This window comes from Azospirillum sp. UENF 111221 (genome assembly GCF_058780625.1).
Genome location: NZ_JBSNCH010000003.1, coordinates 7,501 through 22,642 on the forward strand (window position 1 = coordinate 7,501; position 15,142 = coordinate 22,642).

The window sequence follows — 15,142 nt, forward strand, 5'->3', positions numbered from 1 at the left end:
GGGCCGGCATGGCCCTGTGCCAGCCCGCAGTTCCAGGATTTTGTCCTGCGGGATCACCCCAGCAGGTTGAGGACGGAGGCACCGCTCTCCGCCGGGCCGGCATTGTTGCGGAACAGGGAGAACAGCTCCCGCCCGCAGCCATGGGAAGCATCCTCGCTCGGCGGCGGGGGCGCGCCACGGCTTTCCCACTCCGCCGCATCGACAATGGCGTTCAGCGCCCCGGCCTCAGCGTCCAGCCGCAGGATGTCGCCGTCGCGCACACGGCCGAGCGGACCGCCGCCCTTCACCTCCGGCGTGACGTGGATGGCGGTCGGCACCTTGCCAGACGCACCGGACATGCGGCCGTCGGTCACTAGCGCGACCTTGAAGCCCTTGTCCTGCAACACGCCCAGCGGCGGGGTCAGCTTGTGCAGTTCCGGCATGCCGTTGGCACCGGGGCCCTGGTAGCGGACGACGACGATCACATCACGGTCGAGTTCGCCAGCGCGGAAAGCGGCCTGGACGGCCTCCTGGCTGTCGAAGACGCGGGCCGGAGCCTCGACCAGGCGATGTTCCGGCTTGACCGCCGAGGTCTTGATGACGCCGCGGCCGAGGTTGCCGGTCAGAACGCGCAAGCCCCCTTCGGCGGCGAAGGGCGCCGCGGTGGTGGCGACGACCGGCGGGTCGCCGCTCTGGTCGGTGGCAGCCCTGGTCCAGGTCAGGGCACCGCCTTCGTCCAGCCCGGGCATGCTGCGGTACGGCTCCAGCCCACCGTCGCCATGGATGGTGGAGATGTCGGTGTGGAGGAGCCCGGCGTCAATCAACTGGCCGATGACGAAGGGCATGCCGCCGGCCTGATGGAAGCGGTTCACGTCGGCGCTGCCGTTGGGATAGACGCGGGCCAGCAGCGGGACGACCGCCGAAAGCTCCGAGAAATCCTCCCAGTTCAGCTCGATGCCGGCAGCGGCGGCGATGGCCGGGATGTGCAGGGTGTGGTTGGTCGAACCGCCGGTGGCCAGCAGCCCGACGATGCCGTTCACCAACGCGCGCTCATCGACGATGCGGCCGATGGGGGTGCCGGCGCCGGGGGCGGTCATCGCCACCACCCGGCGGGCGGCGGCATCGGTCAGCGCGTCGCGCAGCGGCGTGTTGGGGTTGACGAAGCTGGCGCCCGGCAGGTGCAGGCCCATGATCTCCATCAGCATCTGGTTGGTGTTGGCGGTGCCGTAGAAGGTGCAGGTGCCGGGCGCGTGGTAGGATTGGGACTCCGCCTCCAGCAACTCCTCGCGACCGACCTTGCCCTGGGCATAGAGCTGGCGCGCCTTGGCCTTGTCGGCATTCGACAGGCCCGACGGCATCGGGCCGGCGGGGACGAAGATCGTCGGCAGATGGCCGAAGGCGAGCGAACCGATCACCAGACCGGGGACGATCTTGTCGCAGATGCCCAGGCACAGGACGCCGTCGAAGGTCGCGTGGGAAAGGGCGACGCCTGTCGCCAGCGCGATCACGTCGCGGCTGAACAGCGACAGTTCCATGCCTTCGTAACCCTGGGTGACGCCGTCGCACATGGCGGGCACGCCGCCGGCAACCTGCGCCACGCCGCCGGCCGCCCGCACCGACTCGCGGATCATCGCGGGATAGCGCTCGTAGGGCTGATGGGCGGAAAGCATGTCGTTGTAAGCGGTGACGATGCCGATCGACGGCTGTGCCTCGCCGCGCAGAGCCGCTTTGTCGTTCGCACCGCAGGCCGCGAAGGCGTGGGCGAGGTTGGCGCAGCCCAGGCGATGGCGACGCGGCTTTCCACCGGCGCTTTCCAGCCGCGCCAGATAGGCGGCACGGCGGTCGCGGCTGCGCTCCGCGATGCGCTCCGTCACGCGGGCGACGACAGAATTCAGGGGAACGGGCTTGCTCATGATCGCGTCTCGACCGTTTGTGGGAGGCGATGATTTCCGGAACGGACCATACGCCTGGGAAGACGGGGTGTGAAGAAAAATTTTTTCATAAATGGGATGGCTTGGCTGGATTTCTCGCCATCTACGGCAAAAATCTTCATAGTGACGGCAGCGCCGCTTCGGACGCCGCCGCTTTCGCGACGATCAGCGGCCGGCGCCTCGCGGAATCGGCTCTTCAGGGAAGTAACTTTACGCCATGACATCCCCGGTCAACAGCACAGCCGCCCTTCCTGCACCATTGGATATACTCGATCAGATCCGGCGGTTGCGAAGCGAGCTGAAACGGTCGGAAGGGCAGATCGCCGATCTGGTGCTGGCCGATCCGCGGCGGGTGCTCGACCTGAACGTCACGTCGCTGGCGCAGGCGGCGGAGGTCAGCGAGGCGACGGTGGTGCGTTTTTGCCGCAGCGTCGGCTGTGCCGGCTTCCCTGACTTCAAGCTGCGGCTTGCCGAATCCCAGGCACGCGATGCGTTGCGCGACGAGGTGCGCGGCGGCACCCCCTATGTCAGCAAGGATGTCGCGCCGGACGACGATGTTGGAACACTGGCGCGAAAAATTTTTTCATCGAGCGCGGCGGCTTTGACCGCGGCATCGTCCACGCTGGACGATGAGGCGCTGGGGCACGCTATCGCTCTTCTTGCGGGTGCGTCGCGCGTGCTGTGCGTCGGCACCGGCGGGTCGAGCGCGCTGGCTCAGGACGCCGCGCACAAGCTGCTGCGCTTCGGTGCCGACGCCCAGCCCTGCGCCGATCCGGTGCTGGCGCGCATGCTGCTGGTCAACATGACGGCCGGCGGGGTGCTGTTGGCGCTGTCCAACACCGGGCGCAGCGGGACGATCAACGAGCTGGCGGCGGCGGCGCGGTCGCAGGGCACCGCAGTGGTGGCGATCACAGCACCACGGTCGCCTCTGGCCGCGATGGCGAGCGTCGTCATCGCCAGCCGGCCGGTGGAGGACACCGAGATGTACACGCCGATGGCCTCGCGACTGGTGCATCTGACGCTGATCGATGTGTTGTCGACAGGGGTGGCGCTGCGGCTGGGCGATCCGGCGGTGCGGCAACTGGCGAAGGTGAAGGCGGCGATCAACGCCGGGCGGCTGCCGCCGCTGACCTGACAGCGGGTTCCCGGCAGCCTGCCCTTTGCGTCATCCGACCATAGACCAAGTTGCCACGGCGCGATTCCGACCTTGCCGGCGGGTCTTGTACCATCGTCGAATAATTTAGCGAACGAACGATTGCTATCCTTGGCCGCAATCCGGCCTCGCAACCGTCAAGCACTTCCGCAAAACACGGAATCTGCGGCACGGCACAATGCGGGAGCCCAAAGACGGATGCAGGAAGAGGACGCAAGAGATGACCCAGATCCCTGCCACGCCGCCCGACCGGCTCCCCCGCCTTGCCTCCTTCGCCACGCTTGCACTGGCCGGGCTGTTGACGGCGGCGCTGTGCGGCCCGGCTCTCGCCCATGGCGACGTTGTCCCGCAGCCGGTGGACACCACCGGACTGGAGAAGCTGGGCGAGACATGGCAGGACAGCAATCCCTACCGCGGCAACCCGCGCGCCATCGAGATCGGTGCCTCGGCCTTCAACCAGAACTGCGCGCGCTGCCATGGACTGGGTGCGGTGTCCGGCGGCATCGCCCCCGACCTGCGCTACCTGGAGAAGGGCGATGGCGGCGACGAATGGTTCAAGGAGCGCGTCACCAACGGCTCGATCCGCAACGGCGTGACCTACATGCCGAAGTTCGGCGACGCCCTGGGGCAGGAGGCGCTGTGGTCGATCCGCTCCTGGCTGGAAACCGTGCACGAAGAGTGACGGCCCGCTCCAACCGAAGGGGAGTACATCCGATGGCGGTGCGACATGTTCGCGCACAAAACAATTCGGGTCGTTCGCGTTGTTGCGCCCGTCCATTTCGCTCTGACACAATGGAGGCGGGATGCTGTCCCAGTCTTCATCTTGTCTGCCGCTGTGCAGGGAACCGCAGGCCATGACCCGGATCCTGATTGCCGATGACCATCCGATGGTGCGCGACGCCCTGCGCAGCGCGGTGCTCTATTCCTGCCAGGCCACCGACGTGATGGAGGCGGACCGGCTCGACAGCGTCATGCAGGCGCTGGAGGAGCGCGGCGACCTCGATCTGGTGCTGCTCGACGTCAACATGCCAGGCATGAACGGCCTGGGTGGGCTGCGCACATTGCGCCAGCGCTTTCCGGCGACACCGGTCGTCGTCGTCTCCGCCCATGAGGAACGCCGCTGGGTGCGCGAGGCGATGGAGAGCGGGGCCGCCGGTTTCATTCCCAAATCGACCCCGCGCGACGCCATCGCCGCCGCCCTGCGCCAAGTCCTGAACGGCGAGCTTTACGTTCCTCCCCAAGCCGCGGACGAGGCGACCGCCGACGAGGCCGAGGATGCCGAGACGGCTGAGATCGCGCGGCGTATCTCCACCTTGACCGCGCAGCAACTGCGGGTGCTGGAACTTCTGGGCACCGGCAAGCTGAACAAGGAGATCGCCTTCGACCTCAGCATCACCGAGACGACGGTGAAGGCCCATGTCTCGGCGATCCTGCAAAAGCTGAAGGTCTACAGCCGCACCCAGGCGGTGGTGATCGCCAACCGTGTGCTGGCCGACCGGCGGTGAGGGCCTGTAGGCGCTTACCCCCACCCCGCCCGGCGAGGACGACCGGCTGGGGATCCAACCTCCCAGCGGCCGCCGCTCTTCTCCTCACCCTCACCCTCACCCTCGCCTTCACCACCCCCACCCTGGCCGCCGGTATTCCACAGCCGGACGGCTACCGCCTGTCCGATTACCGCTCGCCCACGCCGGACGGGGTCGTCGGGGCGGAAACGGTCGACACGCCTGCGGTGCAGGCGCTGCTGTCGCAAGGGCGCCTCATCCCGATCTTCGTCCAGCGCCTGGAGCGCAGCACGCTGCCCGGCGGCCCCTGGCTGCAATCGAAGCCCTACCGGCAAATTCCCGGCAGCGTCTGGCTGCCCAATGTGGGGGTGGGGTCGCCCGATCCGGCGACGCTGGCATGGTTCGAGTTCCAGTTGGACCGGCTGACCGGCGGCGACCGCTCGCGCGATCTTTTGTTCTACTGCCTGTCCGATTGCTGGATGTCATGGAACGCGGCCAAGCGGGCGGTGTTACTTGGCTATGCCCGTGTCCATTGGTACCCGACGGGCATCGACGGCTGGATGGAGGCCGGTCTGCCGACGGAGGAGGCGCATCCACTGCCCCCTCCCGCCACATCCACTCCCTGATTTCGGGGGCGGGTCGGCATCGAAGGAGGTGGCGGATTACACCATGGTAGCATGGCGGCCCTCCGCCCCGGACCGCTATTCTTCATCTTGCCAACCATCCTGGTAAGCAACAGTCAGCAAGCAGGAGTATCACGCGATGAAGACCTGGCGCAAACCGAAGACCACCGAAATCGCCGTCGGCACCGAGATCAACGCCTACGCCTGCGCCGGCCTCTAAGCCGGACGAGGCGGGGCCGGGGAAGCACGGCGTGACAGCTCTTCCCCGGACCTGCCTTCCCTCAGGGCCTTTTTCTCAAGGACCGCGCCCAAGACGCGCTCAAGACGGTGGCCATGAAGATTCTCGTACTCGGTTCGGCAGCCGGCGGGGGCTTCCCGCAATGGAACTGCGCCTGCGAGGGTTGCCGCCGTGCCCGTTCCGGCGATCCGGCGGCCAAGCCTCGCACCCAATCGTCGCTGGCGGTGACCGCCGACGGCGAACGCTGGCTGCTGCTGAACGCCTCGCCCGACCTCGGCGCGCAACTGCTCGCCAACACGCAGCTTCATCCCCAAAATGGCCTGCGCGGCAATCCGATCAGTGCGGCGCTGCTGACCAATGCCGACATCGACCATGTCGCCGGCCTGCTGACCCTGCGCGAATCCCATCCCTTCGCCGTCTATGCCACACCGCGCGTCCATGGCGTGCTGGCCAGCAACAGCGTATTCAACGTGTTGAATCCCGAGCTGGTCGCCCGTCGACCGATGGCGCTGGGCGAGCCCTTCCAGCCCGCCGGCGCCGACGGTCGGCCGCTGGGGCTGGAGGTCGAGGCGTTCGCGGTGCCGGGCAAGGTGGCGCTCTATCTGGAGGACGCGTCGGCCGGACCCGGCTTCGGCTCCGTCGCCGAGGACACAGTAGCGCTGCGCATCCGCTCCAGCGACGGGTCCAGCGACGGCTTCTTCTATATCCCCGGCTGCGCCGGCATGCCGGGCTGGCTAGCCGACCGGCTGCACGGGGCGCCGCTCGTGCTGTTCGACGGCACCACCTGGACCGACGACGAGATGGTCCGCAGCGGCACCGGGGTGAAGACGGCGGCACGCATGGGCCATATGCCGATGTCGGGACCGGCCGGCAGCATGGCCGCCTTCGCGCCGCTGAACGTCGGCCGCAAGATCTACATCCACATCAACAACACGAACCCCGCCCTGCTTGAGGATTCGCCCGAACGGGCGGAGGCCGAGGCGGCCGGCTGGCGCATCGCCAATGACGGGCTGGAGCTGACCCTATGACTGAGCTGATGTCCCGCGAGGAGTTCCGCGCCGCGCTCTATGCCATCGGCGAGCGGCAGTATCACGACCTCCACCCATTCCATCAGCTGCTGCACGGCGGCAAGCTGCAGAAGGGACAAATCCAGGCCTGGGCGCTGAACCGCTTCTATTATCAGGTGTCGATCCCGCGCAAGGATCTGACTATCATGTCGCGCATGGACGACCCGGTGCTGCGCCGTGCCTGGTTGCAGCGCGTGCTGGACCATGACGGGCTGACCCAGACCGGCGGGCTGGACGAGACCAAGGTCGGCGGCATCGAACGCTGGCTGCGACTGACCGACGGGCTGGGGCTGGACCGCGAATATGTGAAGTCGCTGGAGGGGCTCCTGCCCGCCACCCGCTTCGCCGTGGATGCCTATGTCAACTTCGTGCGCGACCATTCGCTGCTGGAGGCGGTGGCATCCTCGCTAACCGAGCTGTTCGCACCGTCGATCCACCGTGAACGCATCGCCGGGTTCGAGCGCAACTACGCCTTCGCCAACGACAGCACCCTGTCCTATTTCCGCAAGCGGCTGGACGAGGCGCCGCGCGACGTGGAGTTCGGTCTGGACTATGTGCTGACCAATGCCCATACGGCGGAACAGCAGCTGCAATGCCTGCGCGCCCTGCGCTTCAAGACCGAGCTGCTGTGGGCGCAGTTGGATGCCCTGCACCATGCCTATGTCACCCCGAACCTGATCCCGCCCGGCGCCTTCGTGCCGGCGGACATGGAACCGACACGGTACAGCCGGTGAACGCCATCGCTCCCAACATTGCCGAGACCGACCGGCTGCGGCTGGCCCCCGGCGTCATGCTGCGCAACGACCGCCGCCGCGGCCAGTGGATGCTGATGGGACCGGAGCGGCTTCTGGTGCTGGACGAAATGGCGCTGGCGGTGGTGCGCGCCTGCGTCGGTAGAGAGGTCGCCGACGTGGCCGCCGGCATCGACCGGCTGACCGTGGAATACGACGCGCCGCGCACGGAGGTCGCCGCCGACGTGCTGGAGATGCTGACCGACCTGCGCAACAAGGGTTATGTCGTCACATGAGATGCCCCGGGAGGTGTGTCTCCAGGAGGTGTGTCCAATGAGCTGCGCCCTGCCCGCCTTCGCGGCATCCTCGGCCGCCGAACCGGCCCCGCCCTTCGCCGTGCTGATGGAGCTGACGCACCGCTGCCCGCTGCGCTGCCCCTACTGCTCCAACCCGGTGGCGCTCGAGTCCGCCAGCGCGGAACTGGACACCGCCACCTGGAAGCGCGTGCTCGACGAGGCGGCGGATGCCGGTGCGCTCCAGGTGCATTTCTCCGGCGGGGAACCCTGCGTCCGCAAGGATCTGGAGGAGCTGGTCGCCCACGCGACAGAGATCGGGCTCTACAGCAACCTCATCACCTCGGCCGTGCTGCTCGATCAGCCGCGGCTGGAGCGGTTGCAGCGCGCCGGGCTCCAGCATGTGCAGATCAGCCTTCAGGATGCCGAGGCGACCGGCGCCGACCGCGTCGGCGGCTTCAAGGGCGGCCACGTGAAGAAGCTGGAGGTGGCACGGGCGGTGGTCCGGCAGGGGATGGCGCTGACCATCAACGCGGTCCTGCACCGCCACAACATCGACCGGGTGAATGATGTCATCGATCTGGCGATGGATCTCGGCGCCGGACGGATCGAAATCGCCAACGTGCAGTATTACGGCTGGGCGCTCGCCAACCGCGCAGCCCTGATGCCGTCGCGCGAGCAGTTGCTGGCGATGGACGCGGCGGTGCGCGCCCGGCTGCCCGAACTGGCCGGGCGGATCGTGGTCGATTACGTCGTGCCGGATTATTATGCCCGCCGGCCGAAGAGCTGCATGGGCGGCTGGGCGCGCCGTTTCATGAACGTCACCCCGCGCGGGCGGGTTCTGCCCTGCCATGCGGCGGAGACGATTCCGGGGATGACGTTCGAGACGGTGCATGACCGCAGCCTGTCCGACATCTGGCGGGACGGCCCGGCCTTTGCGCGCTACCGCGGCACCGACTGGATGCCGGAGCCCTGCCAGTCCTGCGACCACAAGGAGGAGGATTGGGGCGGCTGCCGCTGTCAGGCCCTGGCGCTGGCGGGCAGCGCCGATGCGGCCGACCCGGTTTGCGAACTGTCGCCGGCCCATGCGGAGGTCGCCGTGCTGCGCGACCGCGACGCCGCGGCGTTGGGAACGGAATGGACCTATCGGGGACTGTAGAAGAGTTTTATGTCGGGGGGAGTATCGGCCGCGATCTCCCCCTATCTGTCCACCCTCCTCACTTGTCGTGCCCCGACCCGCCCTTCTTGCCGCCGCCATCCTGCTTGTTGACGGTCGCCCAAGCGCGGCTTTCCGCCTCATCTTTGGACACGCCGCGCTTCTCGTAACTTTCTTCGATGTGCTCGGCTTTGCGCTTCTGCTTGTCGGTGTACTTGCCCTTGTCGCCCTGGGACATCGGATCCTCCTGATTGGGCTGTTGGGGTTTCCCGGTCAACAGCTTCGCCGGATGGGAAGTTCCTCGGGGAAATAGGCGAAAACTCATATCCGGGACAGGACAGACGGAAAGCGCGGCTTGCCGTAAGCGCAGCCGTCACCCATCCTTTTCCCAATGCTTTCAGGGGGAGGTTCCGGGGTGTTCACGATCTTCAACAAGAGCCGCGCCTTCATGGGTGCGGCGGTTCTGGCATTGGGCCTCGCCGCCGGGTCGGCACAGGCGGCGGATGCGGTCCGCGTCGGCTCCAAGCTCGATGCCGAAAGCGGCCTGCTCGGCACCATGATCCTGCAGGTCTTGCAGGCGGGCGGCATCCCGACGGAAAACAAGATCCAGTTGGGCCCGACCAAGATCGTGCGCGGTGCCCTGCTGTCCGGCGAGATCGACATCTATCCCGAATACACCGGCAACGGTGCCTTCTTCTTCAACGTCGACAGCGACCCGGTTCGGAAGAATGCAGGTGCCGGCTATGACAAGGTCCGGCAGCTCGACCAGGAGAAGAACAGCATCGTTTGGCTGAAGCCGGCCCCGGCCAACAACACCTGGGCGCTGGCCGTGCGTCGCGACGTGGCCGATGCCAACAAGCTGAAGACCATGGAGGATTTCGCCAAGTGGGTCGGCAGTGGCGGCAAGGCCAAGGTCGCCGCGTCGGCCGAGTTCGTGGAGAGCCCGGCCGCCCTGCCCTCCTTCCAGCAGACCTACGGATTCGCGCTGAAGCCCGACCAGATGCTGATCCTGGCCGGCGGCGACACCGCGGCCACCATCCGCGCGGCGGCCGAACAGACGTCCGGCGTCAACACCGCGATGGTCTACGGCACCGATGGCGCCATCGCGGCGCTCGACCTCGTCGTGCTGGCCGATACCAAGGGCGCGCAGATGGTGTATGAACCGGCACCGACCGTCCGCGCCGCCGTGCTGACCGCCAACCCGAAGATCGCCGATCTCCTGAACCCGGTGTTCGCCAGCCTCGATGCCGAGACCCTGCGCGGGCTGAACGCCAAGATCTCGGTGGACGGCCAGGACCAGAAGCAGGTCGCCACCGACTACCTGAAGTCCAAGGGCTTCCTGAAGTAAGCCGGCGACGTGACCAGCCGGCTTCTCCTGCACAACCGCGTCGCCCTGCTTATGGTGCTGGCCGCGGCGGTCGCCGCCGTGGCCTTGCCCTTTCTCGGCTTCGCCCCCAACCGTCTGCTGTCGGGACGGCCGGTGCCGCTGTGGGCGGCGGCGCAGGGGTTTGACGGAGCGATAGCCCTGCTGCCGGGGCTGGCGCTGCTGGCGACGCCGTTCCTGCGGCCCACCCGTACCGGGCTCGGCCTGACCGTCGTGGCGGGAGGACTGTTCACCGCCGGGCTGGTCTGGCTGGCGGGCGCGCAGGCGGCGGCACTGGCTCAGGGAGCGTCCGCAGCGGCGCGGACCTCCTTCGCCTCCGGCTTCTGGGTGATGGCGGCGGCGGGCCTGCTGACCGCCATCGACGCGGCGCGCCGGCTGGGACTGGGCGCCATCGGCCGGATGGCGGTCGGCGGGGCGGTCGCCGCACTGGTGGCGCTGCAACTGGCGTCCGGCCATCTCGACGCGCTGTCGATCCTCAAGGAATACGCCAACCGCCGCGAGATTTTCGCCGACGCCGTGCTGCGCCACGCCATGCTGGTGGCGGCGGCGCTGGTCCCGACCCTGCTGATCGGCATTCCTCTCGGCGTCGCCGCCCACCGGGTGCAGGCGGTCGGACGCGCGGTGTTTCCGGTGCTGAATGTGGTGCAGACCGTGCCGTCCATCGCCCTGTTCGGCCTGCTGATGGCACCGCTGGCGGCGCTGGGCGCGATGCTGCCGGGGTCGGGGATCAGCGGGGTCGGACCGCTGCCGGCGGTGATCGCGCTGACGTTCTATTCGCTGCTGCCCATCGTCCGCAACACCGCGGTCGGGCTGGACGGCGTTCCCGCCCCGGTGCGGGAAGCCGCCCGGGGCATGGGGCTGACGCCGCGCCAGATCTTCCTGCGCGTCGACCTGCCGCTGGCTCTGCCGGTTTTCCTGTCGGGACTGCGCATCACCGTCGTCCAGGCGGTCGGGCTGGCGGCGGTGGCGGCGCTGATCGGGGCAGGAGGGCTGGGCGCCATCATGTTCCAAGGGCTTTTCGCCAACGCGCTGGACCTTGTGCTGCTGGGCGCCGTTCCCGTCATCCTGCTGGCGGTGGCGGCCGACGCCCTGCTTTCCATCGGCATTGCCGCCGCCACACACAGCATCGGCGTCCTGCCGGGAAGGAGTGCGCCATGATCGACTTTGAGCGCGTGACCAAGCGCTTCGGCTCCTGGACAGCGGTGGATGCCGTGTCCTTCACCGTGGCGGAGGGGGAGTTCCGCGTGCTGATCGGGCCGTCCGGCTCCGGCAAATCGACGGTGCTGCGGATGATCAACCGGCTGATCCCCGCCGACGAGGGCGCCATCCGCATCGACGGCGTGGACATCGCGTCCTTGAAGCCGGAGGAGCTGCGCCGGCGCATGGGCTACGTCATCCAGTCGGTCGGTCTGTTTCCGCATTGGACGGTGGAACGCAACATCGCCACTGTGCCAGGCCTACTCGGCTGGCCCAGGGCGCGCATCCGCGACCGGGTGACGGAACTGCTGGAATTGCTGAACCTCGATCCCCGCCGTTATCGCGGCGCCTATCCGCACCAGTTGTCCGGCGGACAGCAGCAGCGCGTCGGCGTTGCCCGCGCCCTGGCAGCAGAACCGCGCATCCTGCTGATGGACGAACCGTTCAGCGCGCTCGACCCGATCACCCGCGCCAGCCTGCAAACGGAACTGTCGGCCATCCACCGCCGCACCGGCACCACCGTCGTCTTCGTTACCCACGACATGGATGAGGCTCTGCGGCTTGGCGACAGCATCGCGGTGATGGACCATGGCAGGCTGATCCAGTGCGCCCCCCCGCTGGACATCCTGACGCGTCCGGCCAGCCCGCTGGTGCGCGACCTTGTCGGGCGCGAGGAATGGGGGCTGAAGCGGCTGGCGGTGGAAACCGTCGGCGACCGCGCCCGTCGGCAGGAGAGCGTGACCGGCGAGCCGCTGGCCGCCGGGACGCCGCTGCACCGCGCCCTGTCCGAGATGGTCGTCCGCGGCACCGAACGGCTGCCGGTGGTGGACGGCGACGGCCGGCCGGCCGGCGTGCTGCATCTGTCCGACCTCGTCCGCCCCACCTCCGCCGGAACGGTCTCCGGCGGCCCAGCCGCCAGTGGAACGGCATGACCGGCGTCGGCATGGCCCCACGGGATTTCCTGACCGACCGGCTGATGCTGGGTCTGGTGGTGCTGGTGGCGCTGGTGCTGGGCATGCCGTCGCTGAAGCCGCTGTTCGCGACGCTGTTTCCCCGCCTGGACCGGCCACTGTACGAGGCGGAGAGCTTTGTCAGCCTGACGCTCGACCACATGGCGCTGGTCGGCGTCTCCAGCCTCGCCGCGATCCTGCTGGGCGGCGGCGCCGGCATTGCCGTCACCCGTCCGTGGGGGCGGGAATTCCGTGGACTTCTGGAAACCGTCGCCACCATGGGCCAGACCTTCCCGCCGGTGGCGGTGCTGGCGCTGGCGGTTCCGGTGATGGGATTCGGCCCCGAACCGGCGCTGATCGCCCTGACGCTCTATGCCCTGCTGCCGGTGGTGGAGAACACGGTCGCCGGGTTGGACGGCGTCCCGGCCCCGGTGCTGGACTCGGCCCGCGGCCTCGGCATGGGACCGGCGGAGATGCTGTTCCGCGTCGAGCTGCCGTTGGCCGCCCCGGTGATCCTGGCCGGCATCCGCACCGCCGTCATCATCAATGTCGGCACCGCCGCCATCGCCTCCACCGTCGGCGCCAAGACCTTGGGGCTGCCGATCATCGTAGGGCTGAACGGGTCCAACCAGGCCTATGTCATCCAGGGGGCGCTGATCGTCGCCGCACTCGCCGTGGTGATCGATGCCGGCTTCGACCGGCTCGCCGGCTGGCTGACCCGCTGGTCGCAACGCTGAAGCTGGACCGGACCCAGTCATTTTTGCGAATGACTTGCATTCGCAATTTCGGCGTCCTACTCTCCGCTGACCCATCCCCCAAGCGGAGTCCGCCATGTCCAGCATGCAGTCCCATCGCCGCGCCGCCCCGTTCCGGGAACGCTTCCAGGATCTGTGCAGCGCAGAGATGCTGGTCATCTCGGTGCTGCGGCTGTGGGCGGAGCCTCTGCGCGAACCGGAGCGGCAGCATCCTCATTGGCAGGATGGAATGACCGCGGCCGGGCTGTCGAACGATGCGGCGGTGGCGTTCGACACGCTGATGCGCATCGTGCTCGCCGCCACCACCCGCCCGCTCGACCTCCATCGCCCGCCCTGCCCGGCCTTGGGCACCGACGAGGCGTTGCTGCTCGACATGGTGCGGTTGGCCCAGCAAGGGCTGCATGGCGAGGCCGGGGTGCTGATGAACGACTGGCTGTCGCTGACCGCCGTGCGCATGGCGATGGCGCCGCTGTGCGTCCTGGCCGCGGCCCTCGCCCGCGCCGGCCTGACGCTGCCTGACCCTGCGAAGACGTCGCATATGCCAGGCCGGCCGACCACCGGTCATATGGACAGGCCGCGCCCCACCGCCGACCGCGGCGCCACCCTGCTGCATTGAGGAGGAGCCGCGCGCCTGCCTAGGTCCTGTCTGACGAGCCTATTGACGTTGTGGTTTAGAGCCCAAGGTCAGTTTGATGGCTTACGATGCGACAGGGCTGCGACGCTACGAACTGAGCGATGCGCAGTGGGATCGGATCGCGGATTTGATGCCGCGGTCGAATCCGCGAGGTGGCGGTGTGTGGCGGGATCACCGTCAAGTGGTTGATGGGCTGATGTGGAAGCTGAACACCGGCGCCCAATGGCGGGACATTCCCGAACGCTACGGCCCCTGGCAGACGATCTACGAACGCTTTGTGCGATGGCGTTGCGACGGGCTGTTCGAGCGGATCCTCGACCGGCTGCGCTTGCAGCTTGATGCGGATGGTCGGATCGATGTGGACCTCTGGTGCATCGACGGCACCAGCATCCGGGCCAGTCGCTCGGCGGCTGGGGGCGGAAAAAGGGGGGCTCGGACGAGCCGGCCGACCACGCACTCGGCCGCTCCCGCGGGGGCTTCGGGACCAAAATCCATTTGGTGACCGATGGCAACGGCCTGCCGCTGGCCGCCGTGCTGAGCGCAGGTCAGCTTCAGGAAATCTCCTTCGCCGTCGCCGCCTTGGAGGCGGTCAGCTTGCCCACCCGCCGAGGGCGCCGACGCACCAAGCCTCGAAAGCTGGCTGGCGACAAGGGCTACAGCGCCAATCGCTTTCGTCAGTACCTGCGACGCCGCCACATCGAACCGGTCATTGCCATGCGCAAGGACGAACGCAGGCGAACCCACCGCGGCAGGCCGCCTCGGTTCGATCGGGAGGCATACCGGCGACGAAACGTCGTCGAGCGTGGCATCGGATGGCTCAAAGGATGCCGATCCGTTGCCACGCGACATGACAAGCTTGCCGTCAACTACATGACCTTCATCAGGCTCGCCATGATCCAGCGATGCCTGCGCGTCAGTAGGCCGTCAGACAGGACCTAACGCCGCAAGCCCGCGGCGATACGATCCGCCAGGGTCGCGACCGCCTGGCTCATCTTACGCACCTGCGCATCGGGATCGGCACCCGCCTCCGGCACCTCCACCGTCTCGCGCGTCGGCCCGATCTTGCGCCCGCCGGCGCCGCTGCCGGGCGACAGGGTCCATTGCGCATCCAGAACCACGCGCCCCGAGGCGTCGGCGTCGAAGCGCAGCACAGTGACGGCCAGCACCGGAGTGTTCTCTGCCACCGTACTGCCGGCCACCGGAAGCATCGTCGTGCCCGGCAGCCGAGCCGCAAGGTCGCCGGCGAGGGTGGAGCGCAGGCCGTCGGCCAGCGGCTCCGCCCAGCGGTCATACTCCAGAGCCTCCACCCGGTTGCCGTCGATGCGGCGGACGATCTGCGGCCGGTCGATCAGCATCGGCAGGTCGAGCGAGCCCAAGGCCAGGGTCCGGGGCATTGTCGCTGCCGGCTGCGCCGTACCGGCCGGCGGGATCACCGCCAGCGTGTAGAGCCGGCTGTCCGGCGTCGACTGGCAGGCTGCCAGCACGAAAAGCGGCAGCGCCAGCGCAGCATTCCGGAATCCGCACATCACCTTCATCCCCTCTGCTCCCC

The 15,142-nt window shown here is 68.1% G+C and carries 19 protein-coding genes; 16 read left to right on the top strand and 3 right to left on the bottom strand.

The features are described from left to right. Positions 1–53: 53 nt before the first annotated feature. Entirely contained in the window at positions 54–1,892 is a 1,839-nt protein-coding gene (gene edd / locus ACWPN3_RS08495; RefSeq protein ID WP_492242971.1) for a phosphogluconate dehydratase, read from the bottom strand. A gap of 29 nt (positions 1,893–1,921) precedes the next feature. Between edd and ACWPN3_RS08500 the strand changes: the two genes are divergently transcribed. The 10 genes from ACWPN3_RS08500 to pqqE all read left to right on the top strand — a co-directional run bounded on the left by ACWPN3_RS08500 (position 1,922) and on the right by pqqE (position 8,676). After that, positions 1,922–2,131: a hypothetical protein gene (locus ACWPN3_RS08500; protein ID WP_492242972.1), complete on the top strand. Its 210-nt coding sequence runs from the start codon at positions 1,922–1,924 to the stop codon at positions 2,129–2,131. After that, entirely contained in the window at positions 2,128–3,045 is a 918-nt protein-coding gene (locus ACWPN3_RS08505; RefSeq protein WP_492242973.1) for an SIS domain-containing protein, read from the top strand. Before ACWPN3_RS08500 ends, ACWPN3_RS08505 begins: the two co-directional genes overlap by 4 nt. 238 nt (positions 3,046–3,283) lie before the next feature. Continuing rightward, on the top strand, positions 3,284–3,745 hold the full coding sequence (gene pedF, locus ACWPN3_RS08510; RefSeq protein WP_492242974.1) for a cytochrome c-550 PedF: 462 nt from the start codon (positions 3,284–3,286) through the stop codon (positions 3,743–3,745). Between the two features lie 172 nt (positions 3,746–3,917). After that, entirely contained in the window at positions 3,918–4,568 is a 651-nt protein-coding gene (locus ACWPN3_RS08515) for a response regulator transcription factor (RefSeq protein ID WP_109048675.1), read from the top strand. Beyond that, entirely contained in the window at positions 4,565–5,191 is a 627-nt protein-coding gene (locus ACWPN3_RS08520; protein WP_492261254.1) for a rhodanese-like domain-containing protein, read from the top strand. Before ACWPN3_RS08515 ends, ACWPN3_RS08520 begins: the two co-directional genes overlap by 4 nt. Positions 5,192–5,327: 136 nt before the next feature. Next, a complete protein-coding gene (pqqA, locus tag ACWPN3_RS08525; RefSeq protein ID WP_014249839.1) occupies positions 5,328–5,408 on the top strand; it encodes a pyrroloquinoline quinone precursor peptide PqqA in 81 nt (26 codons plus the stop codon). Between the two features lie 113 nt (positions 5,409–5,521). Then, positions 5,522–6,454 (top strand): pyrroloquinoline quinone biosynthesis protein PqqB, encoded by a 933-nt coding sequence (gene pqqB / locus ACWPN3_RS08530; RefSeq protein WP_492242976.1) that lies wholly within the window; start codon positions 5,522–5,524, stop codon positions 6,452–6,454. Then, positions 6,451–7,227 (top strand): pyrroloquinoline-quinone synthase PqqC, encoded by a 777-nt coding sequence (gene pqqC, locus ACWPN3_RS08535; RefSeq protein WP_492242977.1) that lies wholly within the window; start codon positions 6,451–6,453, stop codon positions 7,225–7,227. The genes pqqB and pqqC overlap by 4 nt, the downstream gene beginning before the upstream one ends. Next, positions 7,224–7,520 (top strand): pyrroloquinoline quinone biosynthesis peptide chaperone PqqD, encoded by a 297-nt coding sequence (gene pqqD, locus ACWPN3_RS08540; protein ID WP_492242978.1) that lies wholly within the window; start codon positions 7,224–7,226, stop codon positions 7,518–7,520. Before pqqC ends, pqqD begins: the two co-directional genes overlap by 4 nt. Positions 7,521–7,557: 37 nt before the next feature. Beyond that, complete coding sequence (pqqE, locus tag ACWPN3_RS08545) at positions 7,558–8,676, top strand: pyrroloquinoline quinone biosynthesis protein PqqE (RefSeq protein ID WP_492261255.1); 1,119 nt, start codon at positions 7,558–7,560, stop codon at positions 8,674–8,676. Positions 8,677–8,734: 58 nt separating this feature from the next. Here pqqE and ACWPN3_RS08550 read toward each other — a convergent pair whose 3' ends face one another. Beyond that, positions 8,735–8,911 (bottom strand): hypothetical protein, encoded by a 177-nt coding sequence (locus ACWPN3_RS08550; protein WP_492242980.1) that lies wholly within the window; start codon positions 8,909–8,911, stop codon positions 8,735–8,737. A 177-nt stretch (positions 8,912–9,088) separates the two neighbouring features. Here ACWPN3_RS08550 and osmF point away from each other — a divergent pair, with 177 nt between their 5' ends. The 6 genes from osmF to ACWPN3_RS08580 all read left to right on the top strand — a co-directional run bounded on the left by osmF (position 9,089) and on the right by ACWPN3_RS08580 (position 14,532). Next, positions 9,089–10,021 (top strand): glycine betaine ABC transporter substrate-binding protein OsmF, encoded by a 933-nt coding sequence (gene osmF / locus ACWPN3_RS08555; RefSeq protein ID WP_492261256.1) that lies wholly within the window; start codon positions 9,089–9,091, stop codon positions 10,019–10,021. Between the two features lie 9 nt (positions 10,022–10,030). Then, positions 10,031–11,215, top strand: a complete 1,185-nt coding sequence (locus ACWPN3_RS08560; RefSeq protein ID WP_492242982.1) for an ABC transporter permease — start codon at positions 10,031–10,033, stop codon at positions 11,213–11,215. Further along, positions 11,212–12,186, top strand: a complete 975-nt coding sequence (locus tag ACWPN3_RS08565) for an ABC transporter ATP-binding protein (RefSeq protein WP_492242983.1) — start codon at positions 11,212–11,214, stop codon at positions 12,184–12,186. The genes ACWPN3_RS08560 and ACWPN3_RS08565 overlap by 4 nt, the downstream gene beginning before the upstream one ends. Beyond that, a complete protein-coding gene (locus ACWPN3_RS08570) occupies positions 12,183–12,941 on the top strand; it encodes an ABC transporter permease (RefSeq protein ID WP_247873316.1) in 759 nt (252 codons plus the stop codon). The genes ACWPN3_RS08565 and ACWPN3_RS08570 overlap by 4 nt, the downstream gene beginning before the upstream one ends. Positions 12,942–13,035: 94 nt before the next feature. Beyond that, complete coding sequence (locus ACWPN3_RS08575; protein WP_492242984.1) at positions 13,036–13,575, top strand: hypothetical protein; 540 nt, start codon at positions 13,036–13,038, stop codon at positions 13,573–13,575. Positions 13,576–13,651: 76 nt separating this feature from the next. Further along, positions 13,652–14,532, top strand: a protein-coding gene (locus ACWPN3_RS08580) for an IS5 family transposase (RefSeq protein ID WP_492241211.1) whose coding sequence is annotated in 2 segments (ribosomal slippage) — positions 13,652–14,026 and positions 14,029–14,532 — 879 coding nt in all. Because the reading frame shifts where the segments join, the coding sequence is not laid out codon by codon here. Here ACWPN3_RS08580 and ACWPN3_RS08585 read toward each other — a convergent pair. Next, positions 14,529–15,119, bottom strand: coding sequence for a PqiC family protein (locus tag ACWPN3_RS08585; protein ID WP_247873315.1), 591 nt, complete (start codon positions 15,117–15,119; stop codon positions 14,529–14,531). The two genes, ACWPN3_RS08580 and ACWPN3_RS08585, sit on opposite strands and share 4 nt — an antisense overlap. Between the last annotated feature and the right edge of the window lie 23 nt (positions 15,120–15,142).